The 26,359-nt window shown below is 50.6% G+C and carries 21 protein-coding genes; 7 read left to right on the top strand and 14 right to left on the bottom strand.

Going from position 1 to position 26,359, the window contains the following annotated elements; all coding sequences use genetic code 11:
• Positions 1 to 89: 89 nt before the first annotated feature.
• From trhO to gcvP, 5 genes are all read right to left on the bottom strand, one after another.
• On the bottom strand, positions 90 to 983 hold the full coding sequence (gene trhO / locus KS4_RS16415; RefSeq protein ID WP_145080743.1) for an oxygen-dependent tRNA uridine(34) hydroxylase TrhO: 894 nt from the start codon (positions 981 to 983) through the stop codon (positions 90 to 92).
• 90 nt (positions 984 to 1,073) lie between these two features.
• Entirely contained in the window at positions 1,074 to 1,607 is a 534-nt protein-coding gene (locus tag KS4_RS16410; protein ID WP_145080740.1) for a hypothetical protein, read from the bottom strand.
• Between the two features lie 5 nt (positions 1,608 to 1,612).
• The gene (locus tag KS4_RS16405; RefSeq protein ID WP_145080737.1) at positions 1,613 to 2,509 is read right to left on the bottom strand and encodes a hypothetical protein; all 897 of its coding nucleotides are present in this window, start codon (positions 2,507 to 2,509) and stop codon (positions 1,613 to 1,615) included.
• Positions 2,510 to 2,604: 95 nt separating this feature from the next.
• Complete coding sequence (locus KS4_RS16400) at positions 2,605 to 3,252, bottom strand: phosphoribosyltransferase (protein ID WP_145080734.1); 648 nt, start codon at positions 3,250 to 3,252, stop codon at positions 2,605 to 2,607.
• A gap of 235 nt (positions 3,253 to 3,487) precedes the next feature.
• Positions 3,488 to 6,496 (bottom strand): aminomethyl-transferring glycine dehydrogenase, encoded by a 3,009-nt coding sequence (gene gcvP, locus KS4_RS16395; protein WP_145080731.1) that lies wholly within the window; start codon positions 6,494 to 6,496, stop codon positions 3,488 to 3,490.
• Positions 6,497 to 6,785: 289 nt separating this feature from the next.
• Here gcvP and polX point away from each other — a divergent pair, with 289 nt between their 5' ends.
• Positions 6,786 to 8,525, top strand: coding sequence for a DNA polymerase/3'-5' exonuclease PolX (polX, locus tag KS4_RS16390; RefSeq protein WP_145080728.1), 1,740 nt, complete (start codon positions 6,786 to 6,788; stop codon positions 8,523 to 8,525).
• Positions 8,526 to 8,593: 68 nt separating this feature from the next.
• Here polX and KS4_RS16385 read toward each other — a convergent pair whose 3' ends face one another.
• From KS4_RS16385 to KS4_RS16375, 3 genes are all read right to left on the bottom strand, one after another.
• Positions 8,594 to 10,165 (bottom strand): phosphodiester glycosidase family protein, encoded by a 1,572-nt coding sequence (locus KS4_RS16385; RefSeq protein ID WP_145080725.1) that lies wholly within the window; start codon positions 10,163 to 10,165, stop codon positions 8,594 to 8,596.
• A gap of 144 nt (positions 10,166 to 10,309) precedes the next feature.
• Positions 10,310 to 11,896 carry a phosphodiester glycosidase family protein gene (locus KS4_RS16380; RefSeq protein ID WP_145080722.1) on the bottom strand — a complete coding sequence of 529 codons (1,587 nt, stop codon included), beginning with the start codon at positions 11,894 to 11,896 and terminating at the stop codon, positions 10,310 to 10,312.
• Positions 11,897 to 12,180: 284 nt separating this feature from the next.
• Positions 12,181 to 12,480 carry a flagellar biosynthesis anti-sigma factor FlgM gene (locus KS4_RS16375; protein ID WP_145080719.1) on the bottom strand — a complete coding sequence of 100 codons (300 nt, stop codon included), beginning with the start codon at positions 12,478 to 12,480 and terminating at the stop codon, positions 12,181 to 12,183.
• Between the two features lie 615 nt (positions 12,481 to 13,095).
• Between KS4_RS16375 and KS4_RS16370 the strand changes: the two genes are divergently transcribed.
• Positions 13,096 to 13,782 (top strand): hypothetical protein, encoded by a 687-nt coding sequence (locus KS4_RS16370; protein ID WP_145080716.1) that lies wholly within the window; start codon positions 13,096 to 13,098, stop codon positions 13,780 to 13,782.
• 54 nt (positions 13,783 to 13,836) lie between these two features.
• Here the strand turns inward: KS4_RS16370 and KS4_RS16365 are convergent, their stop codons facing one another.
• Positions 13,837 to 15,642, bottom strand: a complete 1,806-nt coding sequence (locus KS4_RS16365; protein ID WP_145080713.1) for a heparinase II/III domain-containing protein — start codon at positions 15,640 to 15,642, stop codon at positions 13,837 to 13,839.
• 325 nt (positions 15,643 to 15,967) lie between these two features.
• On the opposite strand from KS4_RS16365, the gene KS4_RS16360 reads away from it, so the two are divergent.
• Positions 15,968 to 16,882: a hypothetical protein gene (locus KS4_RS16360; RefSeq protein WP_145080710.1), complete on the top strand. Its 915-nt coding sequence runs from the start codon at positions 15,968 to 15,970 to the stop codon at positions 16,880 to 16,882.
• A gap of 255 nt (positions 16,883 to 17,137) precedes the next feature.
• Positions 17,138 to 17,959: an alpha/beta hydrolase gene (locus KS4_RS16355; RefSeq protein WP_145080707.1), complete on the top strand. Its 822-nt coding sequence runs from the start codon at positions 17,138 to 17,140 to the stop codon at positions 17,957 to 17,959.
• A 7-nt stretch (positions 17,960 to 17,966) separates the two neighbouring features.
• On the opposite strand, the gene folP is transcribed toward KS4_RS16355, so the two are convergent.
• On the bottom strand, positions 17,967 to 18,845 hold the full coding sequence (folP, locus tag KS4_RS16350; RefSeq protein WP_145080704.1) for a dihydropteroate synthase: 879 nt from the start codon (positions 18,843 to 18,845) through the stop codon (positions 17,967 to 17,969).
• Between the two features lie 200 nt (positions 18,846 to 19,045).
• On the opposite strand from folP, the gene KS4_RS16345 reads away from it, so the two are divergent.
• Complete coding sequence (locus KS4_RS16345; protein ID WP_145080699.1) at positions 19,046 to 19,519, top strand: hypothetical protein; 474 nt, start codon at positions 19,046 to 19,048, stop codon at positions 19,517 to 19,519.
• Positions 19,520 to 19,608: 89 nt separating this feature from the next.
• On the top strand, positions 19,609 to 20,055 hold the full coding sequence (locus tag KS4_RS16340) for a PilZ domain-containing protein (protein WP_145080696.1): 447 nt from the start codon (positions 19,609 to 19,611) through the stop codon (positions 20,053 to 20,055).
• A gap of 166 nt (positions 20,056 to 20,221) precedes the next feature.
• Here the strand turns inward: KS4_RS16340 and KS4_RS16335 are convergent, their stop codons facing one another.
• The 4 genes from KS4_RS16335 to KS4_RS16320 all read right to left on the bottom strand — a co-directional run bounded on the left by KS4_RS16335 (position 20,222) and on the right by KS4_RS16320 (position 23,874).
• Positions 20,222 to 21,295 (bottom strand): agmatine deiminase family protein, encoded by a 1,074-nt coding sequence (locus KS4_RS16335; RefSeq protein WP_145080694.1) that lies wholly within the window; start codon positions 21,293 to 21,295, stop codon positions 20,222 to 20,224.
• Positions 21,296 to 21,335: 40 nt separating this feature from the next.
• A complete protein-coding gene (locus tag KS4_RS16330; RefSeq protein WP_145080691.1) occupies positions 21,336 to 21,731 on the bottom strand; it encodes a hypothetical protein in 396 nt (131 codons plus the stop codon).
• 133 nt (positions 21,732 to 21,864) lie between these two features.
• Positions 21,865 to 22,776, bottom strand: coding sequence for a carbon-nitrogen hydrolase (locus tag KS4_RS16325; protein WP_145080687.1), 912 nt, complete (start codon positions 22,774 to 22,776; stop codon positions 21,865 to 21,867).
• Positions 22,777 to 23,154: 378 nt separating this feature from the next.
• Positions 23,155 to 23,874 (bottom strand): hypothetical protein, encoded by a 720-nt coding sequence (locus KS4_RS16320; protein ID WP_145080684.1) that lies wholly within the window; start codon positions 23,872 to 23,874, stop codon positions 23,155 to 23,157.
• A gap of 296 nt (positions 23,875 to 24,170) precedes the next feature.
• On the opposite strand from KS4_RS16320, the gene KS4_RS16315 reads away from it, so the two are divergent.
• A complete protein-coding gene (locus KS4_RS16315) occupies positions 24,171 to 25,904 on the top strand; it encodes an MATE family efflux transporter (protein WP_145080681.1) in 1,734 nt (577 codons plus the stop codon).
• The last annotated feature ends 455 nt before the right edge of the window (positions 25,905 to 26,359 follow it).

Raw genomic sequence — 26,359 nt, 5'->3', positions numbered from 1 at the left:
TGCGTGATTAGCAGGCGATAACAGGGGTTCCACTGAGACTGTATTTTAATGTGTCTTGGGGGTCGGTTACAAGGCGGGAGGAGTGTGAGTCATGATTGGGTGGTGGTGAGTTGTCTTTGGCGGTCACGGAAGCGGTCTTTTTGCTTGTCGGTGGTCTGGCTGATGCATGTGGGGCAGGAGACACCGGGCTCGTAGTCGGCGTGGGTGGTATCGGATTGTGTGATGGGGAGGCCGCAGGCGTAACACATGTCGAAGTTGCCGGGGACGAGATTGTGTTTGACGGAGACGCGGCCGTCGAAGACGTAGCAATCACCTTCCCAGAGGGATTGTTCTTCGGGGACGGTTTCGAGATATTTGAGGATGCCGCCTTTGAGGTGGTAGACGTTTGGGAAGCCTAACTGACGCATGTATGCGGTGGCTTTTTCACAGCGGATGCCGCCGGTGCAGAACATGGCGATTTTTTTGTCTTTGTACTGCTCTGTGGGGAGGTTCTGCTTGATCCATTCAGGGAACTCACGGAAGGATTCGGTTTGTGGGTCGATCGCGTTTTTGAAGGTGCCGATGGCGTACTCGTAGTCGTTGCGGGTGTCGACGAGAATGGTGTCGGGATCGTTGAGCAGGTTGTTCCAGTCTTGTGGTGAGACGTACGTGCCAACGGTTTGATTGGGGTCGATGTCGGGGACGCCCATGGTGACGATTTCTTTTTTGAGCCGAACCTTCATGCGGCGGAATGGGTTTTGCGTGTCGGTTGATTCTTTGTGATCGAGGTTGGCGAGACGTGGATCGGAACGGAGATAGGTGAGGATCGAGTCGATGTCGGATCGTGAGCCTGCGATGGTGCCGTTGATGCCTTCTGCGGCGAGGAGGAGTGTGCCGGTGATGTTGTACTGCTTGCAGTGGTCCATTAGAGGGACGCGCAGATCTTTGAAATCTTCGAGCTTGGTGAAGTGGTAGAGAGCGGCAATGATATAGGTGTCGGGCATCGTGGACTCACAGGCAAAGGTCGATGACGAAAAAAGGCATGCGGTTAGGGCATGCATACAACACGGTGTGGTTGTATGTAGCGAGGTATTTTACAGCCGATCGAAGGCTTCGTCATCAGGCGGTAGGGTGATCTGATCCATGACGCGATCAATTTTACGTGCGATTGGAGACGAGGTTGTCTGTTGTTGTTTGTTCTTTGAGTTGGAAGGACGTTTTGCAGTTTTAGGTTCTGATGTTTCGGCTGGTTTGGGCAGATTTTCGTAGGTGATTTTGAAGAGTGCGAGGAGCGGCTTGAGGTGAGCGGTTTTGCGGATTTTGGCGGAGCACCAGCCGTTTTTGGCCCAATTACCGAAGGTAGAAAAGTTGAGCCAATCGTATTTTTCGACAGCGTCGTTGGCTTGTTGAAGTGGGAGTTTGAATTCGGCGTGCAGGTATGAGCCGTCGTCGTCTGAGCCGAGCGTTGAGAAGATGAAGAGTTTGGGTTTGCTTTTATTGCCTTTGGTGTCGGGGAGCTTGTAGGCTTTACCGCCCCATTGGATGGTTGCGAACACGTGAGGGAGCGAGAAGAGGAAGGTTTCCATCTTCTCAAGGAGTTGTCCGTTTGTAGATGATTGCTTGGGCATTGTCTCTATTGAACGATTAGTTCAGCTTGTTTGGCAGTGACCGGGATTTTGTTTTCTTTTTGGTACTTTTGAATAGTATACCATGCGGCTTTTTGGAGGATATTGATGGTGGTGTTGGCGTGTGTGGTGTCGACGTTGTCGTTGTTGAGGTTGGGGTGTTTCTTTTTGAGCTTTTCATATTGCCCCTTACCCATGATGTAGCCTTTGGACTTACGGAATTTGAGGCCGACGGGGGATTTGCCGGTGAAAACGCTGTAGAAGATTGCGGCGTTGAGGTATGTGCCTTGGGCGGAAGGGTGTGAACGGTCTACGAGATGAAGTGTGAGGTTGTGTTTGTCTTTGTTGTCGATGAGGTATTGCCAGGCTGCGCCGACAGGGGCGAGGATGCCGTCGTTGGCGAGTGCGACCTCGTGATACATGCCGTTGATTTCATCGGCTTCGTTGGGGAGGTGAGCTTTGGCCCAGGTGTTGTAGTAGACGGGGGTTGCGCCGGAATCTTTGATGGCGTCGGCGAGGATTTTGCCGTATTTGCGCATCTTTTCTTTACGGTGCGTGGGCGCGTATGAGTAGTCCTGAAGGACGACGTAGTCGTAGTTACCTGCGGAGATTTTGGATAGCACGTTCGTTTCTTCGACGTGGTGATCCCAACCTTTGCCGCCGACCCAGTGATGGGAGGCGTCCATGCGATATTTAGTACGGCCCTCTGCCATCATGTTTGTGACGAGTTGGGGCAGGTTGCCAGAAGCGGTGTAGGAGTTGCCGATCCAGAAAACTTTGAGGGTGATCGTTTTGGGTTGTGATTTGGAGGATGCATTCTCTGCGGCTTGTAGCTGCTGAGATGTGATTGATACAAGACAGATGAGGGAAAGAAATAGCAGGATCAGGTTTGATCGTCGTGTCATGCTGCAACTCCAAATAATGAGGATGGTTGTTTGCAGTATAACGGTTGAACCCGAGGATCGGAAGTGTCTTCATATTGAGAGGTATGTGGCGGGTGCTAGCCAGCGTGAGATAGGATTTGTTTAACTTCATCGTCACTGGTTTGGGGGAAATTGTCGTAAAATTCGCTAACGCTGTGGAAGTTTTCTGGTTGAAGGGGGCAGATGATGAAGTCTACCATTGGGTTTATTTTCTTGATGGTATCAGGTGGGGCAACGGGGACAGCGAGGATAATGCGATTGGGGCGTGAAGATCTGGCGGCGCGGATTGCAGCGACCATGGTCGTGCCCGTTGCGAGGCCGTCATCGACAAGAATGACATCTTGCTTGTAGAGGTCTGGGTGTGGACGATCAAGTTCATAGCGGAGACGTTGCAGGTTGAGTTCATGGCGTTTGGTGTCAATGAGTATTTCAATGGCATGATTAGACAAGCCGACGCTTTTAATGAGTGATTTGTCGAGAATGGTGAGGTTGTCGCCTGCAACAGCGCCGATCGCAAGTTCGGGTTGTTCGGGTGCGCCGATTTTTTTGACAAGCATAACATCGAAGGGGAGCTGGAGTTCAAGTGCGACTTCGTATGCGACGGGAACGCCGCCACGAGGCATACCGAGGACAATGGAGTTGCTTTGGCAATGGCATTTAGAGTCGCGGATATGATTGGCGAGGATGCGCCCGGCGTGACTTCGGTTTTGGTAACGGACTGCCATGGGTGATTATAGACATGGATCTGAAGGGGAAAGAAAAAATCGGAGATCACCTGATCTCCGATTCGTGTGTTACTTAGAGCGTCTTCCGTAATGATTCACTCGTTGCCCCTCCCCCCCCCCCCATCTCCCCCCATCCCTCTTTCATTTTCTTTGTTGAGACTTTTACCGGAAGTGGGTTGGTTGCCATGATTTTTCATGCATGATGAGGCAAAATGTTGCGGTCACATTTTGATGATTATGCGTCTTGGTAGGCTTCCATGGTTGGGCAGGAGCATTGAAGGTTGCGGTCGCCGTAGGCGTTGTCGACACGCGAAACGGGCGGCCAGTACTTCCATGCGTTGGATGCGCCAACATTGCGTGGGTTTTGCCATGCTGCGGGATAAGCGGCTTGTTGGCGTGTGTAGTTGTGTGGCCAATCGTCATTGGCAATCATGCTTGCGGTATGAGGCGCATTGCGTAGAGGATTATCTTCTTGATCGGAGATGTTGGCTTCGATGTCAGAGATTTCTTTTCGAATGGCGATCATCGCGTCGCAGAAACGATCTAATTCTTGCTTAGACTCGGATTCGGTGGGTTCGATCATGAGTGTACCGGCAACTGGCCAAGACATTGTCGGGGCGTGGAAGCCGAAGTCGATTAATCGTTTAGCGATATCTTCGACTGAGATATCGGCTGTTTTTTGGAAGTCGCGACAATCGACAATACCTTCATGTGCGACGGTGCCGTTATCGCCGGTGTAGAGGATGTTGTAGTGATTTTTGAGTCGTGATGTGATGTAGTTGGCGTTGAGGATCGCGATCTTGGTGGCTCGTTTGAGGCCTTTTGAGGATAGTAGGGCGATGTACATCCATGAGATTGGGAGGATTGAGGCAGACCCGTATGGTGCGGCTGAGACGGGGTAGTTGAAATCTTCGCTCGGATCGGGATCAAGCCCCCAGATGGCGGTTGACGCGTAATTGGATTGAGCGTCACCCGTGATGGGGTTGCCGGGCAAGTAGGGGGCGAGTTGCTTGGTGGAACAGATGGGGCCCATGCCGGGGCCGCCGCCGCCATGTGGGATCGCGAATGTTTTGTGAAGATTGAGGTGGCACACATCTGCGCCGATGATGCCGGGACTTGTGAGGCCGACTTGTGCGTTCATGTTTGCCCCGTCCATGTAAACAAGTCCGCCATGATCGTGGATGATCTGGCAGATCTGTTTAATAGGTGCCTCATAGACACCATGTGTTGATGGGTATGTGATCATGAGGGCTGCGAGGTTTTTGCTATGCTTTTCGGCTTGTGCTTTTAGGTCATCCAGATCAATGTTGCCATCGTTGTCGCACTTGATGCCAATCACCTTGAGGCCGGCGATGACGGATGATGCGGGGTTGGTGCCATGAGCTGAAAGAGGGATAAGGCAGATATCACGATGAGCATGATTGTTGGCAATATGACAACGTTTGATGGCCATGAGGCCGGCGTATTCGCCATTCGCGCCAGAGTTAGGCTGTAAAGAGACCGCTTCAAACCCGGTGATTTCAGCGAGCCATGATTGAAGTGTCGAAAACAGTTCGCGGTAGCCTCGGGTCTGATCGGATGGCGCGTACGGATGGAGTTTGGAGAATTCTGGCCATGTGATGGGGATGAGCTCTGCAGCGGCATTGAGTTTCATCGTGCAAGAACCGAGAGGAATCATACTATTTGCGAGCGAAATATCTTTGTCGAGCAGACGGGTCATGTAACGCAGCAGCTCATGCTCAGAGTGATAGCGATTGAAGACCTCGTGCGAGAGGAAGTCCGATGTGCGTGCGGATGGGGATTTGTATGAGATTTCCAGTGAGTCAGCAATCGATTTTGCCACAGGTGCGGTTGTGTTTTTTGCCTCGGCAAAAATGCCAATCAACGTTTGTACTTCGTCGAGTGTGGTGGTTTCATCCAGATTGACGCAGATCGCAGTGCTATTGAGTTTGCGGAGGTTGATGAGATGTTCACGAGCTGCGAAAAGGATCTGGTTGACCTGATCGGCAGGCAGATCGATACGGAGATTATCAAAGATATTCTCGTATGGGATTGCATAGCCCATTGATTTGAGGGCACTAGAGAGGATTGAGGTGAGTGAGTGAACTCGCCATGCAATCTTTTTAATGCCTTCTGGCCCATGAAAAACAGCATAGAAGCCCGCAATGGTTGCGAGTAGAACCTGTGCGGTACAGATGTTTGAGGTTGCGCGATCACGCTTAATGTGCTGTTCGCGAGTTTGAATCGTTAGGCGGTAGGCTTTGTTGCCTTGAGAATCGACGGAAACGCCAACGATGCGGCCCGGCATCTTTCGGACATATTTTTCATGGGTTGCCATATAAGCGGCATGTGGCCCGCCGAAGCCCATGGGTACGCCGAAGCGTTGTGTGTTGCCGATGACGATGTCAGCACCGAATTCACCGGGTGCGCGGAGCAAAGTTAATGCGAGCAGATCCGCAGCAACGACCATGAGGCCGCCATGTTTGTGGATTTGATCACTAATCGTTGAATAGTCTTCGATGTTGCCATCGGTTGTTGGATATTGAACCAGAACGCCAGCAAGTTGCTTGGCTGCGTCGTCATTGAGGTTGAGATCCCAAATCTTGCCGATTTCTAACTCAATGTCCATGGAACGCGCACGTGTTTTCATGAGTGCGATTGTTTGGGGATGTGTAGAGTCAGCAACAAAGAAACGATTTTTTTTGCCACGAGCAATACTCACTGCCATGGCCATTGCTTCTGACGCGGCAGTGGCTTCATCTAGCAATGAGGCGTTGGCTAATTCCATGCCCGTAAGGTCTGAGACCATGGTTTGGAAGTTGAGTAATGCTTCGAGTCTGCCTTGTGAGATCTCAGCTTGATATGGTGTGTAAGGTGTATACCAGCGTGCGTTCTCTAATACGTTTCGTAGTATCACCGCTGGGGTGTTGGTGTCATGGTAGCCCATCCCGATCATGTTTCGGAAAACACGATTCTTGCGAGAAATACTACGGAGATGATCAAGAATCCCTGCCTCAGATAGCGTGTCGGGCAAATCGGTAAGGTCAAGATCCCCTTCAAGACGGATGTCACTTGGAACCGTCGCTTTAATGAGCGCATCAAGCGAATCGTAACCAACCACACTCAGCATCTCTGCGAGGTCTTGCTCGGTATGCCCAATATGTCGAGCCTCGAACGTATCACTCGGTCTCAAATGCTCGCTTGCAACGATATTCTCAGGCGAAATTTGCTTGTTTGAACTCATATTGTCTCTCTATTTGGCCACGCGTCCTAACCCCGAAAACAATCCGTCTTCGGTTGCTTCGTCGATATACCAAGTCTAGACAGACTGCCCCTGACTGGCAATTCATACAACCCCTTTATGTGTCTAGTTTGCTCATCAAACCCGATACATCAACTTTTCCACCTGGAAATCGTAATCATTGTTGAACTAATACAAGAAAAATTGAGCATAAAACTGTCTGTCTCATTACAATATTCCGTTATCCCGGCAGGCAGATTGGCCGATACATATTGACCACACACATGAAATTATGGCAGACACAAACAAACAAATCGCATCAATTTTCAACCAAATGGCGGACGTCTTACAAATTCTCGACGCTAACCGTTTTCGTATTATCGCGATGCAAAAAGCTGCCCGAGTTGTCAAAGAACTTACGACCGATACCGCCAGTATGACCCATGCAGAACTTCTCTCACTCGATGGGGTGGGGAAAGGTACTGCCGACAAGATTGTTGAGTTTTGTGAAACCGGTCAAATGATCGAGCACAATGAATTACTTAAAGAGATCCCCAAGGGGCTTCCCGATCTACTCAATATCCCCGGCCTAGGCGCAAAAACTGTCGCTCTTCTCTGGAAAGAAGCGGATATCGTTTCCATCAAATCACTTGAAAGAGCACTAAAGAAGCCCGAGTTGCTGACGTCTATCAAAGGATTAGGCCAAAAAAAGATCGATATGATCGCTAAGAATCTTGCTTTTGCTGAGCAAGCTGGCAAACGACACACCATTGGCCGTGCTCATCTCAAAGCCGTCTACTTCGTGGCCCAGCTTCGCCAATTAAAAGAGGTTAAGCAGGCTGCCTATGCAGGTTCGCTCCGTCGTGGTAAGGAAACCATTGGTGATATCGATATTCTCGTTGCGGCAGATCCTAAACATGCATCAATCGTGACCGAGCGATTTACAGCACTTGAGCCGGTTGAAGATGTCATGCTTTCCGGCAAAACGAAGACATCAGTTCGCACCAAAGGCGGTATTCAAGTCGATCTGCGAATCATAGCTCCCGAATCTTATGGGGCTGCGCTTATGTACTTCACCGGCTCGAAAGAGCATAACGTTGTGCTAAGGGAACGCGCTCAGTCAATGGGCATGACGTTGTCAGAATACGCGCTGACAGATAAACAAACAGAGAAGACGGTTGCTGCTAGAACCGAAGAAGAAATTTACAAAGCTCTTGGTCTCGATTTTATCCCACCTGAACTCCGTGAGGATCGTGGTGAAATCATAGCAGCCGAGGAGCATAAACTTCCTAAGCTAGTAACTCAGCGTGATATACATGCAGAATTACATGCTCATACGCACGCGTCCGATGGACTTCTCTCTATTCGAGAGTTAGCTGGTCTTGCTTACGATCGTGGTTTTCATACGATTGCGGTCACCGATCACTCGAAATCGCAAGTCCAGGCTCACGGCCTCGACGAGAAACGGCTCGAACAACATATCAAAGATATTCATGCTGTTCGCGATGAGATGGCAGGAAAGATACACGTTCTCGCAGGTAGTGAAGTCGACATCCTTGCTGACGGCAAACTTGATTACCCAAATTCTTTACTGAAACAGCTCGACATCGTCGTTGCTTCACCTCACTCCGCTCTTTCGCAAACCGGTAAAAAAGCAACCGATCGTCTTATCAAAGCAATCAATAATCCATACGTACATATCATCGGACATCCCACCGGCCGTTTGCTTGCCCGTCGTGAAGGCATGTCACCTGATATGAATACTATTATCAAGGCTGCTGCGGATCGTGGTATCGCTCTTGAAATAAACGCGAATCATCATCGACTCGATTTGCGAGATACGCATGCTCGTGCTGCGATCGAAGCAGGCTGTTTGCTTGCTATCAATACAGATGCGCATCGCCCCAATGATTTCAATGAACTTCAATACGGCTTGCTTACCGCTCGTCGCGCCTGGGCTGAACCTAAAAACATCGTTAACTGTTTTGCCGAAGACAAGTTGATGGGGTGGCTTAAATCTTGTCGCCCGTAATAAAATTTTGGCACATGTAAAAAGCCACTCAATGAGTGGCTTTTTTATTATTAATTGTTTTTAGTGTTTTATTGTCTCATCTTACCTTTCGGATCATAAACAATCGTATCGATCATGATCTCCATCGTTTCGCCAACCTGAGTATGTTCTTTATCCTGCAGAATTAAGATCGAATCCAGTGTCGTATTTGGTCCATCAATCACGCCACTGCCGCCATCAAAATTAAACCAGTGGTCAACGACGCGTAAATCCCATTCATAGAAATGCCATTCCCCGTCCCCAATAATCGGAATCGTTGAACCTCGCTCCTCACCTTTTGATTTGTTGGTGTTCGGGTTCGCTGAGTCATCAAGAATGATTGATGCTTTGAGATTTTTATTTGTTGTTCTGAGCCAATAACCGATCGTTCCTACGCGACCTAACGCAATATTCCCTTTCGGTTCACCCTCGCCATACAGATGTCGCATGACCAGCTTCGATTTCTGTGTTGAACGTTGGAAACTGAACTGCTCCGCAATGTGTGATTTTCTGTGAGCCGCATTGTGCAGGGAGCTTGTGATTTCGCCTTCAATGCCGATGTTAGAAACTGATGTTGGGTGCTGTTTTACAAAATTTTGCGAACCAATTGACTGCTCATGCAAAACAATCTTCTCCTGCGGATAGGGCAGAGCCTCAATTGGTTTTGGCTTGATCGCCATCACGATCGGTTTCGTATATTCCGGGTTTGGCTTTGCGAAAACTAACAGTGATGCTGCCACAAATCTCGCCCGACCGGTCTCACCGTTTTCAAATGTATCCGATGGGTTGTTGGCGATTCGTACATTCGGGTCACCCATTACTAACGTCGTTGATCCGCCACCGTCCAGATTGATTGCATTGACACAACTGAGATCGCGAAATAGATCGGCAAGCTCGAATAGTGTCATGCCTTCAGAAAATCTGGCTTGCCTTCCATCCACGATAACAAGCAAAATCGTCCCATCTTCTTTCCAGCCGACCGCCGTTCTCGGGTGTCGACCTGTCGTAAAGCTCCATCTTTTAGTCTCGGGCATTACACCATTTTCAAGCAAAATGTGCGATCCACCTATCGTGTTATACAGCGGAGCATTAGATGGTATTGTTTTGGCATTATTCGCTTTGGGTTCAGCCGATTTGATAAGCATCGCCTGATTGTCAGCGGTAATATTTAATGCAGGCCACCCCTTGTAGAAATTCGAATAAACATCACCCTCCGACGCCGCTAACCCCTTGATATCTGCGAAATGATGCTCGTTACTGATGCTGCCGTAAAACGCGGTATTGATCCCGATCTGCGCTTTGGTTTGTTTGACGTAATCGAATGTATGCAGTCGCGTTACTTCAAGATTTGGATCCCCTGGCTCGTCACCGTTAGGATCGCCATTTGCTGGTGAACACAAAAAACGTATCCCCTCAGCTTTCGGGTTAATCTCAATGATATTGATGACAGTTGGCCGCGGAATCTGCTGAATAATCTGTGTGTGTTTCACACCGATGAACGGATCTGCACTTTCCATTTTCCCGCTAATGTCCCATTGGCCGATCGATTCATCCTCAGCCCATAATTGTGAACTACTAACAATCAAGACACAGCAGCCAACAATACGCCAAACTTTATTCATCTCATTGCTCCCTCATAAGCATGATAATCTCAAGCGATTTGAATTCGGATTATAACCTGACGATTCTAGATCACGCAGTAAATTTCCATAAAAAAAAGAGCTACGGCAATTACCGTAGCTCTTAATGTTCAGATTTAATTAAGTTTATTCAAAATCCCCGTCCGGATCATAAGTGACTGCATCAATCATTAACTCGATCACTTCGCCCTGCTTGTTGAATTTCGGATCAGAAACAATCAGAATGCCATCTATTGATGTGTTAGGGCCTTCCAATGCGCCATTTCCATTAAAGAAGTTCGACCAGTGATGGACTTTCTGTAAGTCCCACGCATAGAAGTGCCACTTCCCGTCAGCCTTGATTGGTCGATACGCACCCTTCTCATGTGCTTTGCTCGTATTCTTTTTCGGCATGATTGTGTCATCAATCACGATCGATGCCTTTAAGTTCACTTGCTTCGTTTTAATCCAGTAGCCAACCGTGCCTACGCGGCCAAGCACGACGTTGTTCTTTACAGAGCCGCCGCCTGACAGAAAACGCAAAAGTAGGCCTTTGCCATTATCTTTTCCACGCAATATCTTCAGGCCCAGTGCTTTGTTACCCGATGGAGCGTTCCGATCTTTGACGATGAATGATTCAGATTTTTTATCAACGCATCGATTAGATCCACATGCTGAAACCGCACTGGCAAAGCGGCCAAGTCCACCTTCGAAATCATCCAGCACAATCTTCTTTTTAGGGTAAGGTAGCAATGCTGGCGGTGCCGGTTTCGATGGTTGTGATAAAGCTTTATATCCCGGCTTTGGTTTTGCAAACAACGCGATATTCACACCATTCGATCGTTCACGTCCCGCATTACCGTTTGATTTTGCGTCCGATGGGTTGTTAACCACACGCATGACCGGGTCTGCCATTACCATGGTTGTTGAACCGCCGCCATCTAGATTGATCGCATCTTTCGCACCAAGCCCAACCATGATTTCTGCAAGTTCAGCAAGCGATGCACCTTCTGTAAAGTCCGGTTGTCGGCCATCAACCGTTACTAACAACACTTTATCGTCAACCGTCACGCCCGCTGCTGTGCGTGGATGATAAACATCATTAAAAGGTCTTTTCTCAAAAGTTTTCGCTTTGCCATTTCTGACTAGCATATGCGAACCCGAAATCGCATTATAGATCTTCACATTTCGCGGCATATACTCTGTCGTTATGGTGTTCGGTTTCGCGGATGTGATCACATCCGCCTTGCCATCAGGCCCAAAGTTAATGGCCGGCCAATCTTTGTCTTTCTCGTTCTTTTGAAACGCGGAATAGATCTCCCCATCTGAAGCAGCTAACCCAATCACATTCGTGTGACTTGTCCCATTAATGAAAACATAGAACGCTGCATTAATTCCCGCGACCGCGCCCTCTTGCTTCATGAATTCACGAACAGTTTGACGTGTGACTTCGTAATTCAGATCTCCCGGCTCATTCCCATTGGGATCACCGTTGCCCGGTGTCATCTTGAATCTCACCCCATCTGCTTTTGGATCAATGACCAATGCATTGATAATCCGTGCTCGTGGTTTCTTCTGCACGACCTGCACATGCTTCACCCCAACAAACGGTTCACTCACCTTAACCTCACCGGCTAACTTCACCTCGCCCCATGCAAATTCCCCCATACTCCCCAGCATCAGTAAAACCACAGCCATGAAAGGGACAGCATTCAGCAGCTTGAACCTGCGCATCAGCAAACTCCATCTATATACCTAAATTGTTCGATTAATCCGATCGCGGCTCCCATACCACCGCAATCATTAAGCGACCCAACTGAACCTCGATTGTAACACGCATTCCCCAATCGTGTTAGCTTTCTTTTTTTCAGTAAATACCACCCAGTCTTTTCCGTCTTTGTCCATGAAAAAACCGTCGAGTTCAGCGACGGTTATATGATTCTAGTTTAGCTGTCAGCGGCAGGCGGCCGCCATAATGCCACGGCAAACAACACCGTAACTCGGTTGAAGAGAATTGGTTAGAGCAAATCCTCTGCGAGCGAATCTAGCATTGAATCGACCTTGTCTTCCGAATCGTACGTACCCGCTGCGATCTCGCCTTTAACGCGATCGACCAGGTCCTGACGAATGTCCGGAAGTTCAGCGATCTTTGCCAAATAACGCGCCGCCTCTGAGAACTCCACACTGTCGGCTTTCCGATGTGGGCTCGTCTCAACCGCCGTCGGTGCAGCAGGCACACTCATTCGTGTCTGAACCGCGGCCGCGGATGTGCGACTGATTGGGGCAATATCACTCATCTCATTGACTCCTGATGGCACGCCTCCGTGCTCATGCGTCTGTCAAAGCAAGTCCCTTGCGAACTTGCCGTTCCAAGCACCTCGACCCACGGGGTGCCGGCTTTGCTCCACTCACTTCGTGATACCCGTTCGCTTGTATTCCGCCGGATCTCCTATCCAGCTTCATACCCGCCCAACGCGGCCCTCTCAGGCCTTCCTTTGTATCACACCAACGGTATCGACAATTACCGGAAGAAATCTTGAGCGAAACTGTCTTTACCTGAATAACAGGTTAAATCACTGTAAAATATACATTTAAGTCGCAGATTGAACAATGTTCGTCCGGTAATATTCTGCCCCCCTATATTGGTACTCATGCACCGAAGTCCTGCTTATCCCAAGGCTTATCGCTACTTTCGGCCATTATCCAGACCCCACCAAAATTTTTTACCACCTCTTTTTAGCACTCAAAATTCCGCTCTTATAGGCCCATCCGAGAACAATTTTCGCTCAATCAGGAGAATTTTTCCAAATTAAAACCTAATTCAAACGCGGTTTTTTCAATCAGGTATGTTCTTTTACGAAGTTTTCGATAATTGTTATGATAAAAAATGACTTACATCTTTTTATGTCATTTCTCTTCCGAAGGGTCCAACATTGAGACAAATTCTCCCCCTGATTGTGCTTTCACTGCTCCTCTTCGGCTGTGTCTCCCCCAAGTACAACTACATACCGACTGACGTGAATATCCAAAAACCTGATCTGATGATCGAGCAGACCGCCTACGTCGGCGACGAAATCCTCAAAATCGGAAACTATAAAGAATATGACGCCATCCACCTCGATGTAGAAGCAACCATGCCCGCCGGATTACTCGGATACGTCTATAAGTTCTCCAAAGGCAACTACATTCGTGCCGGCTTTGATGAGCGTTTTGAATACTACCTCCCCGGCAACGTACCTAATCCCGGCTCCGTTGATCGCAATCCCATTGCCGACCCATTCCTCATCATGCAACTTGATACCTATACCAGCGACCTCTACGGCGTAACCATTTTCAAAATGCGCGGCAAAACAACCCGCCCTCGCTTCACACGCACCAAAGTTCCAAGCAAGGACGAAGATTATCTTGTCAGAGCGCTGACTTACAACGGCACCATCAACAACGCCATCTCAATCAGCTACAACGAATACGCTGGCCCATCCTCAAGACCGCTTTTTACCAATCAAACGAACTACGATATTTCTGAAGACGATATCATTGGCTACCAAGGCGCTAGGCTTCGCATACTTGAAGCCACCAATGAATACATCCGCTATCAGGTTCTTAACTACTTCCAGTAAGCCAGCAATCAATATTATTCAAACCATCAAATACCTGCCTTCAAGCAGGTATTTTTATTCAATCCCTCGAAACCGCACCACAACCTGTTCTCTCATGACCGTTTTTAACAGCACTGCTAGCTTTCGATATCCCTCGTTCGATTTCTCGCCCCGAGTCCGGTTCTGATCAAACCCCTCCGCCTTTCGCACATGAAACACCGCCCCGTCAGGCTTCAATACCTCCGCCACCAGATTAACCCCATTACGCCGCAATATTGCTCGCCTCCCCTCATGATGTAGCACAACCTCAGCTTCGGTATGCATAAACCAATAGACATCGCTGCTTTCATCCGACTCCACCCAATCCGTCACGACAACTTCTTTTGCTTTTCGTTCCAACCGCATCTTACGCTCAAACCGTTTCAGCCGCGGCTCATACCCCGCACTCAAATCGACCTTCACAGCACACCGCTCATCATCCGCCTTGAACTCCATCAACTCCGCCTTCATCGACGTCCCTCGCTCCGGCAAATTCTGATCCGGCTCCATTATCCCTCCATCATCCCGATCCCTCTCTAAATCCCCTACCACCGGATCTACCACCAACGTGTTATGCCCCTCCGCCCGATTACGATAAAAGCAATACCGCTCTTTGGTGAAAAAACCCGGTGCGTTGTAGTCATCCGCATTCAATTCCGTCGCAAACCGTTCCCCGCCATAATCCAGCACAAACGATCCCATATCTAAATGCGTATGCGACAATCCATTATTTGAAAAACTCATCCCCACATACATCGCATCATCCTCCCACGACGATCGCATACTTACCACATTGCAAGGCTCAAAAACTTTGTCCAAATCAACCCCACGCATCGCCTCCTCATATCTTCCTCCATTTAATTTCTCCAATCCCTCATGCCAGTACATCAAATCAGTCTCACTCATCTCGCCCTTCTGAATATGATGAGCCGCATACATCTGCTGACCATATCTTTCCGCCATATACAACATCTGCGGCGTCCCAATCAGCTCTTCATGTCCATCCGCAAAATTAAAATACTTCCCGCTTGGCCCCGTCATATAAACCAAAAATGTTCCCGTCTCGCTCAGCCCCGGCAACTCACCCAAACCCCCATCATGTCCTAACGCGCTATTCATTGCCGCCAAAAAATGGCACGTATACTCCGACGCAAACCGCCAGTAAATCGGCCCTTCAAACCATCCGCCATCCGGCTCAAACTGTTTTAACGAAATCGGCAAAGCGCTCACCGCTCTTTCCAAAACCCGTTCAGCAACCTCACCTTCCTTATCCGCCACCGCCAATGCGCCAATCACGATCCCCGTATTACAAACCTGATTCCAATTATTTATATCTCGCGTCCACCGATTCTCCAGCTCGTCCCCATGCTCATAACACCAAAGCGCTGGCCGCAACCCCTTCTCAATAATCGCCGCACGAATTAGCCGCTCCTCCTTTTCACAAAGCAATCCATAAACCCAGTCGTAACCAACCCCAACCCCATGCAACATCTCCGCCACATCCAGAAAATGCCTCGGATTCCAATCCACAAACCCGCACACCTGTAGCAACTCCGCAACAAGCCGCTCGCCATATTTTCGTTCGCCGCCAACCCGATACGCTAACCCCAACGCATACACCCGCCTTACCATTTCTCGCGATACATCCAAAAGACGTAACCCGTCCGGCAACTCATACACTAACAAATCACTTTCAAGCAGCTCATCTGCCTCCTTCTTCACATACGCATACCACCTTTGTACGAACGTCTTTGGCCGAAGCCAATGCCTCATCCGATCAACCCGCTCTTCATGCAACATCAACCTCGGGTGATCCATTTTCAACGTATCAAGATATGCCATCAACTTGCTCCCAGACGTTTTGCTTCCCCCCCCTCCTCCTCCCCATCACCAATCCGCAACAAATACAATCGCAACAACACGACATTCGCCAGTGTATGGCTTCGTTTTTCCAGAGCAATCACTTTTTCGCATCATCCCATAACAACCATAAAAAATAGGGTAATCACCTCGTATACTCAGGAAATGATGCCTATTTGCCGTCGTACTTTGTTATAAATACACATCCCCTGAATATCCCTTCTCTGCCTGCCTATCATTCCTCACAGCCCATCCCGCGAGCTATACGTACATTCATTACAGTCTAACGATCAGATAGGTGCTTGATATGAATCATCGCGTAACCATCTTTGCCGCCACATCGATACTCTCTCTCGTTGTTGCACCCCAACTCCAGGCCCAACTCCCCGCGGGCAACGCAGCCGGCCCCGGTGGAACTGCCAACCCCGCACAGTACAATCCAAGCGTTTACGCGCCTGGTAGCTACGCCCCATCGACCGGTCAACGCATCGAAGGCGGCGGCCCCGCCTCCGCAGGCCTCTACGCCAACCAGCGTGTCTCAGGTGGTAACGCTTACGGCTCTTCCGCGGGAGGTAGCGGCGGCATCCTCTACAACCGCAACCAACTCTTCGGCATCCCCGGCGTCACCGGCGGCCTCGGTGTCAACGACTTCCGCATGCTCGGCACCGGCTTCACCAATCTCGACGCCTCCGGCCTCGCCTCGCGATACTCTCAGCCCGACTCCTTCATCGCCAACGAACGCGGCAACTACATCAACCCCCAAACCGTTGGTAACCCCCAACTTTACCTCTCACCACTCGTCACCAGTCAACCCGAAAATACACCACGCCCAATCTCCACACCCACCGCTAATTTCGGCGCCTACCGCAACCTCGTCATCGATCGCAATCCCCAAACACTCTTCACACAAGAACTCCCCGCTCGTGAAGGCCTCCTCACCGGTCAACGCACCAACACTGAATCCGCATATAACCAAAACTCCATCCCCTTCTCGCAACAACAACCAACCCCGCAAAACGCAGCACCTATCCCTCCTTCTTCCTCGCCTATTCAGCCACTGCAAATTCAGCCCACCCCACTAAACACAACCCAGCAGCAATCACTCGAGCAAACTACCGAGCAAAAGCCCGTTCCCTTTTACTATGAAGCCTACAAAGAGCAGCAAGAAAAAGAACACGTACAACCAGAGCAAAATGCTGACCAGAAACCCGTCACAGAATAAAACCTCAGTAACCTGTTCATTGAATACATACTGTCACGAAAATTGATGTGCTTTTCTCAAGCCTGCCACCGCTGGTGGTAGGGTGTTTGAAACATAAACGATCCATATACTTCGCCGATTTCCCATCCCAACCTTCAATCGCCGATCTCAACACATCGCCCATATCTGTGACTCTTTTCGCTTTGATTGCAACCCAATTCCGCTATGATGATGCCCTCATCTTAAGTATTTTTTTGCCTGCCCACGAGGTGTATCATGCCTTTCCCCACACCAACCCACACCAACATCAACTATCGCCCTGCCTCCGAACAGTCCAATCCACTCATCCAACAGCGCTGCGTCCTCGATATCTTCCTGCCACAATCTTGGATAGAAAACACACACGCCAGCACCCGCCAAACCGTCATCTACATCCACGGCGGCGGCCTCATCGAAGGCCAACGTAACGACAACCCCGACCTCACCACAACACTACTCAACAACAACATCGCCGTCATTACCGCCGACTACCGTCTCTCATCCGACGGCATCACCGCACCTACCTACATCCATGACGTCGCCGCCATCACCGCTTGGGTCTTCAACAACATCCACCGATACCTCGGCAACTCACAAAACATCACCCTCCTCGGCCACTCCGCCGGCGCATACCTCATCACCATGATCGCCACCGACCCACAATACCTCGCCCCCCACAACCTAAAACCCGAAGACCTCGCCGCTGTCATCCCCGTCTCAGGTCAAATGCTCACACACGAACAAATCAAAACCGAACAATCCATCAACAACCACACCGTCATCACCGACAAATTCGCCCCTCTCTTCCATCATGCCAAGACCGACGTCCCAATCCTCCTCGTCGTCGGCGTCAATGATATCCCATGCCGTGAACAAGAAAACGCGCTCTTCGCCGCATATCGTCAGCGAGCCGAAAAACCGATCAAATTCCTCCCCGTCCCAGACCGTGATCACCACACCATCATCTTTGAAGCCCACAAGCCTAACGACATCGTCTTCAACACCATCAAACAATTTATCGATAACCACAAGCGTGACACCATCCAAACCACCGCTTAATGGATTCCTAAACGTTCCCCTCACCCGCTTCAATTACAGCCCCCATCGTCTCGATCGCCTGCGCATTCGCCGCCACATCATGCACGCGAATACACGCAACGCCCGCCGCCACACCCAAAGCCGAAGTGACCGCCGTCGCGTACTCTCGGTTCTCAGGCAACTTCGCCGTGCTCGGCGACACCGCATAAAACATCGACTTCCGTGACGTCCCAAGTAGCACCCCATACCCTGTCTCCACAAACCGATCCAGATCCGCGAGCAACTTCAAGTTATGCGCCGCCGTCTTCCCAAACCCAATCCCCGGATCTATCCATATGTTAGTTTTATGACACCCCGCTGCCTCAGCCGCCTTCGACCTATCCATTAGATAGACCAGTACCTCACCCGTCACATCCTCATAGCGTGGGTCCTTCTGCATATTCCCCGGCTCACCCTTCATGTGCATCAAGCACAATCGCACCCCACGTTCACCGGCCAACCCTAAAATTCCCTCATCCTCCGTCCCCGCCGATACGTCATTAATCATCCCCGCGCCTGCATCGAGCGCCGCTGCCGCCACATCACACCGCGTTGTATCAACTGAGATCATCACTTTTTCAAAATGATGTGCATCCAGCTCCCGCCTCACCGCCTCGATCACCGGCACCACCCGTACTATTTGCTCTCCCTCACTCACACGCGCCGCGCCCGGACGTGTCGACTCTCCTCCCACATCAATCAAACCCGCACCCGCCCGCGCCATCTCTAATGCATGCTTAGCCGCTTCGTCCACATCAACGTAACAACCCCCATCTGAAAACGAGTCCGGCGTTACATTCAACACGCCCATCACAATCGGCAACCGTCCTCTTGAACGATCGATTAACTGCTGAGATTCAATATCCATCCCTTCAGTTTACCACCTCACCACCCAATCCGCCCCAGCGCCCATCACCCAATAATCCCCTTCGGACGCAGGTTACCTCGGGATTTCCTGTTTATAACCCACCTTTTTGACCCCTCAAAATCCGGTTGTAAGGAGCAAACATACAAGATTGTCTCATTTTTAGGGTATTTCTGAACCACCAATAACCTTGATGTCTCATTTTGGACGATACCATTAGTGATATGGTTTTTAGCAGTTCAAAAAACAATACGTTCGTCGATCAAACGATCCTCTACCTGATGCAACGCCTCGAACGCGAAGGCCGTGCCCACCACCTCTCACAACGTGTCGATCACAGGCACAACGTCCACGCCCCCGCGAAGCTCGGCATCGCCGACCGCGACCCCAATAACCTCCCCGTCGATTTCAAGCCCCTTTACCACGCTTGGATCACCGACATCTCCTCATCCGGCGTTGGCATGCTCCTCGAGCATGATCTCCCCCACAACGTCATCATGTGGCTCAACCTCGGATCCATGATCCCCGAAGAACACCGACCCGAACAGCAGCAACTCCTCCCCATCAGGATCGCTTACTGCATGAAGCTCCTCCCCCACACCTACCGTGTCGGCGGCGCCTTCGTCAAAGACATAAGCAGCATTCCCGATAAAGCATGGCAACACGTCATCCGCTGATCCATCTGTTCATAACCAAATTTCATTTTTTTATCGTAAGCAGTTCGTGACTCCCGCCTGTGTCTCGCTATCCATCGGGAGCATTCAAAATGCCAGCAACAGAGTTAGGGGCGCATATGACCGTCGAAGACGCCGTCATGTGCGTAATATCCTGTGCCCGTGATCAACAATACGGCCAAGAAGAGAATCAACGACAACACCATCGCGTCTCACTACAGGTTCCCGTCGAAATCGGAACCTGCATCATGAAAGACGGCAAACCCGCCGACTTTAAACCCGTCTCACGCGCCTGGGCCATCGATATCTCCGAAGGCGGTCTCGGCCTACTCGTCGACCAGCAATGGCAAGTCTGCGAAGACGAAATGGTATGGGTGAATTTCCGCGCACTAATCCCACACGCAACCTGTCAATGTGCCGGCATCCTCCCCATTCTCCCCCTCTACTGCGTCAAAGTGCTACGCAATACCTTCCGTCTCGGATGCCGCTTCGAACTCGATAAACAGCGCATCCTCTCACGCATGAACTACCGTCAATAATCCCTCCTCCCCCACACACCACACAAGCAAATCAAAAAAGGCCACGATCATCGATCATGGCCTTTCTCTTTCTTTTTGATTGATCTCACAAGCCCACGACCGCCGGTCGTGGGGTGTCTTACAACCTAATTCAATCACACGCTTTGATCCCCAACTCCCCACTCACTTACCACGGCACCTGCATCGATAAGCAATGCAAGGATCCCATCCCAACAATCAAATGCTTCGCCGGCACAGGTTCTATCACATAGTTAGGAGCCGCCTTTTCAATCACACGCAGCGCAACCTCATCCATTTTCTGCCCAAACATCGGCACCATAATTGCACCATTCGTTATCAAAAAATTCGCATACGATGCTGGCAAAACCTGTTTCCCCGCCTGATCGTACGGTTGCCCAGACGGAAACTCATGCGTCATCACCTCAGGCATCGGCAATTCCACTACCTCCAGCCCTTTCCCCTCTAACACACACTTATTCGCCTGCAAAACCTCATAATCCGCATGCCCCTTCTCCGCCGTTACCGCAACGACCACGTCTTCCGACACGAATCGTGCAATATCGTCAACATGCCCATCCGTATCATCCCCCGTAATCCCGCCCGGCAACCAAACCACATCATCCACATTCAAATGCTCACACAAATACCCCTCCAACTCACGTCGATTCATCCCCGCATTGCGATTCTCATTAAGCAAACACTGCTCCGTCGTCAGCAGCATCCCCTTCCCATTCACTTCAATCGACCCGCCCTCCAAAATCACATCATGCACCTTCATCGGCACGCCATCCATCAACCCAAACTGTTGCGGAATCAAATCATCCGCCGTCTTCTCATCATACTTCGCTCCCCAGCCATCAAACACAAAATCCTGATACATCAACCCTTGCCCAGCTAATCGCTGGTTAGACTCGCGCCCATCACACCGCTTCATCGAGATCGGCCCGTAATCCCTAATCCAAGAATCCGTCGTCTCAAATCCCAATTCATCAACAAACCGAACCCGTGTGTACTTCGCAACGGTTTCCGCGAAATACTCAAATTCCTCTTGCGCCTTCTCTAAACTCCCTCCCGGCCACGTCTCCCCGTTATGCAACCTCGTGAGCAGCACCGCTCTTTGTCGCTCAAACTCCGCAGGCAAGCGATAACCCATCTCTCGCGCGCTACGACCCATCACCACCAACGATTGAAATCCTTCAATTTTCGGATGTTTCCCCGCAATCGCTCCTTTTAACGGCATCGTTCACTTCTCTCTCTATAGGTTGATTCGACACCCGCTATCAACGCGTGTCTGCATTCGGTTTTGCTCGCGGCAACCCCGGCGCATTCGGATTGATATCCGGCGCATTTGGATCGTTTAGCCTCGGCGTCGGTGCATTCGGGTCGTTCGGACTCATCCGAGGCAACCCGCGCTCCTCCGGCGCAGACATAAACTGCTCACTATGATCAACCTCTTCACCGTTCTCCCGTCCCTCATCAACCTGTACAGCCTCACCTTCCCGGCCCCCAGCATCATCAACACTGAAATAATTCCTGTTCGCCTCGTACAGCACAAACGCCGCCAAAACCAACATTGCCGTAGCAAACCCCTTCCCGCCACGGTTCCAGATCACGTACGCTCGCCACAAAACAAACGCGACAAAAACATACCACAAAGCATATTGCAAAGTATCCATACCATTATATCTCAACATCTAAACTCATGTTATCCGGACAACACTCACACCCTCTCCCGCTGTAAATCGTCCCTCTCCCAGCCACACAATCGCCCCATTTTCCCCATATTCCCTCATTTCCTCCCGATCCACCTCACTTCTCATCGGCCCACCGCTTCAAGATCGTTTGATATTGATCCACACGCCGATCCCGAAAGAACGGCCACCATCGCCTCTGCTCCTCAATCTTCCCCTTATCTACCTCCACAATCAACACACCCTCCTCCTCTTCACCCATCTCCCCAATCACCACCCCGTCAGGCCCGACCACAAACGAACTTCCCCAAAATACCAATTCACCCTCTCTCCCCACACGATTGCATCCCGCCACATACACATTATTCGCAATCGCATGCGACTTCTGCATCGTCATCCACGCCTCACGCTGTGCCTTCTGATCCGCCGCACGCTCGCCATCCAAATACCCAATCGCCGTCGGATACACCAATAGCTCCGCCCCCTTCATCGCCACAATCCTCGCCGCCTCCGGGTACCATTGATCCCAACAGATAAGCGGGCCTATCTTTAAATTAGATGCCTTATGTACGACAAACGATTCTTGCTCACCTTCTCCCTCACCCCCCGGCGTGAAGTAATACTTCTCCTCAAACGACGGATCATGCGGGATATGCATCTTCCGATACAGTTGTAACTCCCTACCTCCCGGCTCCAACGTCACCGATGTATTGTGATACAGCCCCGCTGCTCTTTTCTCAAACACTGCCACATGGATCACCACCCCAAGCTCATCCGCCAACCCCTGCAGCACCTTCGTCGTTGCCCCCGGCACTTCTTCAGCCCAATCAAAATATTGCGGATCTTGCTCTCGGCAAAAGTACGGCCACAAGCACAGCTCCGGCAACACCACCACCTCTGCTCCCATCCCCGCCGCTTCCCGAATCATCCCACACACTTTTTCCAGTACCCCATCCCGATCACACACCTCACCCATCGCATACTGCAGCAGCCCCACCTTCACACATGATTGATTCTTTGCTTCAGTCATCCCCCAATTATAAATGCATCCCGCTTCGCCAACCACTCACACAAATCGCTCCTCCCCCCTCTTCCCCCCCCCCCTTTTTTCCTCCCTTTCCCCCTCATTTTTTTTCAAGCCCGCCACCACCGGTGGCGGGGTGTCTGAAACAACCTCAATCAATCGCCTCTCATCCTCTCAAAAATACCCCCCCCCCAATAGCCGCCGCGACACTTCGCGGCGCGCCATGCCGTCATCAAATTGAAACCTGATACCTATCACCTACAACTCAAGTAGCCGCAGGCTGACAGCCCACCGGTCTTAGCATCCCCATCTCCCCCCCCCCTCATAAAAAAAACGCCGCACCTTTCAGTACAGCGTTTAATTATTCGTTTTTAATTTTAATCCCTACGATCGCACACGCATTGGTGCATACACACGACGTTTTCTCACACAGAACATCGCCGCCAAACCCGCCAGCGCCAAGCTCGCCGCCGTCGGCGTCGGCACGGCAATCGCAGGATCATCAACCGTATTAAACGCAACCAGGTTTGCACCAACACGGTCACCACCGTTCAGGTTCGCATAGTTGTCGGTGAACGTAATCCTTGCCGCGACCACACCATTCTGTGTGTCAAATTCTGTAACCGTGGCTCCATCACCCTGAAAAGTCAAGTCAACGTTGAACGCAATCGCATCACCATAGTTAATGCCGTCCGTTGAAAATTCAACCGTACCTGTACGTGCCGAGTTACCAATACCGTTGGCTAAAGTATTCTCAACCGCATATCCCCATACCGCAATCTGGTTGATATCCTGCGCTTCGTCAAATGTGAACGTCAGCACCGGCTCAGCAAAAGCACTGTAATAATCCGAAGCCCCGTTATTGTTTGTCACCCACGAATGATCTTCATTAAAACTTTCTGTATAAAAGTCATTCACGGTTAACGTGTTGTCTTCGCCTAAATTCAGGCCGTTCGTATTGATCAGGTTCTGTGCCGTGAAGAATTCTGAGCCAGATTCCACCGCCACACCATCCGCTGTAACCAGCGAAGCCTGTGACACGCCCGCAACCGACACGATCAACGTAGAAGTCACAACCAACTGATAAAAATTCAAACGTCTCATTGTTTTCCTTTTCCGATGCATCTCTGCTTCACTTCAGCAGCAGGATGTGCCTAGTACGCTGGCACTGATAGCGCCGACCGACCAACAGTAGGCGTACCAATTCAAAAGGCAAACTTTCTAAGTAACAACGGAATAAATCAGCCCGCGATATGTTCTGCACAATGTCATTCAAGAGACTAGGCATACAGTCATGTATTAGCCGATACAAAACGCGGGTTGCCATACGTGACTTCTGTGTTATTGTGACCATCCGTGCTTACGCGCCATCCGTTTTAAAACACGCCTGAAAGGCTCCCATGTCATCACAGGAACAACCATCCTCATCATGCAATCCGCAAGATCGCGAGGATGTCGTTGATGCGGTTGATCCCGTTTGCCCAGATGACTTGGCCATCGCTCGCGCCAGTGATGCCAGCGAAATCCCCAGTGACGTGATTGAAGGCATCAAAGCCGGTTCCGAAACAAAACAAAAAGAACTTGCCGGCAACCTTGCAGGCAGGTCAATTCTCAGCCAAATCTACATCCTCGCGATCTGGCCCTTCCTCGAACTTCTCGGAACCAGTTTCGTCGGCCTCGTCGACATCGCCATCGCTGGCAGGCTCGGCGGCGAACAAACCATTCGAGCACTCGACTCCGTTGGCGTCGCCGCTTATGTCACCTGGCTCATCAACATGCTCTTCGCCGCAGTCGGTGTCGGCACAGGCGCGCTCGTCGCAAGACACATCGGCGCACGTGAAAAACTCAAAGCCAATCAGGTTCTCGGCCAAGCTATCCTCCTCGGTTCCATCTGGGGCGCATTTGTTGGCATACTCCTATATAGCTCCGCACCCATATTCGGCGTCCTCTTCAACCTCGAAGGTGAAACACTCGACCTTTGCACCTTATACCTCCGCATTCTCGCAATCGCATCGCCGCTCTGCGCCGTCGTTATGCTCGGATGTGCGTCCTTACGATCTGCAGGTGATACACGTACACCGTTTTTGGTCGTCGTTGTTATCAGCATCGTGAATGTGATCGCATCTCTCGCTCTCACATTCGGCCCGGCGCCGCTGGGTGGATATGGTGTCGGGGGCATCGCGGGCGGAACGGCGATGGCATGGTTGGCAGGCGGTCTGATTATTTTGGTGACGTTGGTCAAGGGGAAGGGGCCGGATTTCATCTCGCTCGCGAGATGGCGAAACTATGCAGGCGGTGATCTGCGAGCATTGAGTGCAAGACATCCGATCTCAATCCGAGGTGGCGGCCCGATCGATTATGCAGGTGTGCTGCCTGTGCGGATGCGGTTAATGAATTTACCGTTGCGGTTGCGTAAACGGTGGATGAAATTTGATTTGCCGCTCTCATGGCGGATTGTCCGGATTGGGATCCCGTCATTGATCGAAAGCAGCGGCATGTGGCTGGGGAACTTAGCGGTCGCGTGGATGGTGGGCGGCTTGGCGGTTTGGCATATGGAGGAAGTGGTGGATGGTGTTGAAGGCGGGGTGATGGGTGCACACGTTGTTGGAATCCGGATCGAGAGTTTGAGTTTCTTGCCGGGCATGGCGATCGGAATCGCGTCGGCAACGCTGGTGGGCCAGTATCTGGGTTTGGGGGATGTGAAGCGGGCAAAGAAGGCTGCGATGACATCGTGGGCGATCGGCGCAGGTTTGATGGGACTGATGGGTTTGAGTTTTATCTTAATGCCGAATGTGTATGTGTCGCTGTTGGTGGGGGGTAAGGATGCGGCCTCGGTGATGATGCGTGAGAAGGCTGTGCCATTGTTGGTGGTGGTTGGGTTTGCGCAGTTTTTCTTCGGGACGTATATCGTGATCAGTCAGAGTTTGCGCGGTGCAGGGGAGACGGTGGGGCCGATGATTTTGACGTATGCGAGTACGTTTTTCATTCGTCTGCCGGCGGCGTATGTAATTGGGGTGATGCTGGGTTATGGGTTGACGGGAATCTGGGTTGCGTTGAGTCTTGAATTGGTTGTGCGCGGTTGCGTATTCTTCGGCTGGTTCCAGATGGGATACTGGCAGAAGGTTAAGGTTTGAGGTTTTTGGATAGGAGGTTGGAATGCCGAGGAGATATATAGGTGGGGGGTGAGGGCGCACAAAATGTTTGGGAGGTGAAAATGGAGGGGCGATTTTGGGGTGGATTTTAGAAATGGCGGATGTGCGATTTGGTTAAGTGGTGGGTTGAAAAAGTGAAATTGAATTTGTGAATGCTGAGGTTACGTGCGTTATGGGAGTTGTGTGGTAAGGATGGCAACGGTTTTGTGCGCGCGGTTAGAGGGATTTTGGGGTTGTGGCGGTTGAAGTGGGTTGGAAATCACTCAGAAAACGCGCGTTTTGATTTGTTTTAGGTGGGTTTTAGGCGGAAATGATTTGGTTTTGAGCGGTGATTCAGTAGGAGGCGCGTTTTTGTGCGCGCGGATTGTGTGGGAGATGAACATGATGGGTAGGTTTATTTTTGATGGCGAGAGGGTTGCGATCGGAAAGGTGGTATG

Origin of the sequence: Poriferisphaera corsica, from assembly GCF_007747445.1 — a bacterium.
Lineage (GTDB): Bacteria > Planctomycetota > Phycisphaerae > Phycisphaerales > Phycisphaeraceae > Poriferisphaera > Poriferisphaera corsica.
The sequence above is the reverse complement of the archived record's forward strand: the minus strand, read 5'-3'. Positions and strand labels throughout refer to the sequence as shown.

What these genes read in the sequence shown, in the direction of transcription:
- trhO (WP_145080743.1), bottom strand. Translation starts at nt 983, where the DNA reads ATGCCCGACACCTATATCATTGCCGCTCTCTACCACTTCACCAAGCTC.
- KS4_RS16410 (WP_145080740.1), bottom strand. Translation starts at nt 1,607, where the DNA reads ATGCCCAAGCAATCATCTACAAACGGACAACTCCTTGAGAAGATGGAA.
- KS4_RS16405 (WP_145080737.1), bottom strand. Translation starts at nt 2,509, where the DNA reads ATGACACGACGATCAAACCTGATCCTGCTATTTCTTTCCCTCATCTGT.
- KS4_RS16400 (WP_145080734.1), bottom strand. Translation starts at nt 3,252, where the DNA reads ATGGCAGTCCGTTACCAAAACCGAAGTCACGCCGGGCGCATCCTCGCC.
- gcvP (WP_145080731.1), bottom strand. Translation starts at nt 6,496, where the DNA reads ATGAGTTCAAACAAGCAAATTTCGCCTGAGAATATCGTTGCAAGCGAG.
- polX (WP_145080728.1), top strand. Translation starts at nt 6,786, where the DNA reads ATGGCAGACACAAACAAACAAATCGCATCAATTTTCAACCAAATGGCG.
- KS4_RS16385 (WP_145080725.1), bottom strand. Translation starts at nt 10,165, where the DNA reads ATGAATAAAGTTTGGCGTATTGTTGGCTGCTGTGTCTTGATTGTTAGT.
- KS4_RS16380 (WP_145080722.1), bottom strand. Translation starts at nt 11,896, where the DNA reads ATGCGCAGGTTCAAGCTGCTGAATGCTGTCCCTTTCATGGCTGTGGTT.
- KS4_RS16365 (WP_145080713.1), bottom strand. Translation starts at nt 15,642, where the DNA reads ATGGCATATCTTGATACGTTGAAAATGGATCACCCGAGGTTGATGTTG.
- KS4_RS16360 (WP_145080710.1), top strand. Translation starts at nt 15,968, where the DNA reads ATGAATCATCGCGTAACCATCTTTGCCGCCACATCGATACTCTCTCTC.
- KS4_RS16355 (WP_145080707.1), top strand. Translation starts at nt 17,138, where the DNA reads ATGCCTTTCCCCACACCAACCCACACCAACATCAACTATCGCCCTGCC.
- folP (WP_145080704.1), bottom strand. Translation starts at nt 18,845, where the DNA reads ATGGATATTGAATCTCAGCAGTTAATCGATCGTTCAAGAGGACGGTTG.
- KS4_RS16340 (WP_145080696.1), top strand. Translation starts at nt 19,609, where the DNA reads ATGCCAGCAACAGAGTTAGGGGCGCATATGACCGTCGAAGACGCCGTC.
- KS4_RS16335 (WP_145080694.1), bottom strand. Translation starts at nt 21,295, where the DNA reads ATGCCGTTAAAAGGAGCGATTGCGGGGAAACATCCGAAAATTGAAGGA.
- KS4_RS16330 (WP_145080691.1), bottom strand. Translation starts at nt 21,731, where the DNA reads ATGGATACTTTGCAATATGCTTTGTGGTATGTTTTTGTCGCGTTTGTT.
- KS4_RS16325 (WP_145080687.1), bottom strand. Translation starts at nt 22,776, where the DNA reads ATGACTGAAGCAAAGAATCAATCATGTGTGAAGGTGGGGCTGCTGCAG.
- KS4_RS16320 (WP_145080684.1), bottom strand. Translation starts at nt 23,874, where the DNA reads ATGAGACGTTTGAATTTTTATCAGTTGGTTGTGACTTCTACGTTGATC.
- KS4_RS16315 (WP_145080681.1), top strand. Translation starts at nt 24,171, where the DNA reads ATGTCATCACAGGAACAACCATCCTCATCATGCAATCCGCAAGATCGC.